Consider the following 772-nt stretch of genomic DNA (forward strand, 5'->3'; position numbering starts at 1 on the left):
CTTGGGGGGACTTCATCGTCGCCAAGMGGCGCACTTGCGCCGTGGTCATGCGGGCCAGGGCCGCCGCTTCAGCCGAGCTCACCATGTCAGCGCGAAGCGCACGGACGTTGACATAGTTCGACAGCGTCGGCAGGAAGTCTCTTTCGAACGCTACGCGAGCGAGGCCACCCGCAGCTTCACCTGTGCCGGACGCGCCGATCCCTGACTGCGTTGCATCGATGCGCGGATCGATCTCCGGCCACTTTGAAGGGGAAGCCTTGATAACTTCATCGGGAAGCGGTCGAAGCAACCGCCGCAGTTCGGGTCGCAGTGGTGTGCCGCTGATCTCGTTGCGGGCGTGACGCTCGGGCTCCTCCCTCTGAAGTTCTTTGAGCCTTTCCCAGGCTCGGTCGAGAACATTCTGCGTCAGGCCGGAGGCCGGGTCGCAAACCAGAAGATGGTCGCGCGCGTCTGGTGAGAACCGCTCAGATTGATCGTCGATTGCGAGCCAGGCCGAGAAGTTGTGGCCGTGGTCGCGGAGCCAGAGGCGACACTCGGCAGATCGCTCATGTTCGGCGTGTATCCGATCCATGTTCGAAGTGACGCCAACAAGGCGCTCCTTCAGGTCCGGCACGTCATGGAAAAGAAGTTCTCGCAGCTCGGCAAGCTTGTATACCTCGCGCCAGCTGCTACTCACCACTAACTGGATGTTTGGATGTGACCGGAGCCAAGTACCCAAGAGCTCGGCGCGCTCGAAGTACCGGTCGATATCTCCCTGCGTGCGATGCAGCAC

The 772-nt window shown here is 61.7% G+C and carries 1 protein-coding gene; it reads right to left on the minus strand.

Annotated features, from left to right (window positions below; translation table 11 throughout):
* On the minus strand, positions 1-772 hold a 772-nt coding region (locus AC1D15_RS35375; RefSeq protein WP_477829761.1), incomplete at both ends, for an HAD domain-containing protein.

The organism is Rhizobacter sp. P2_H2 (genome assembly GCF_056403375.1).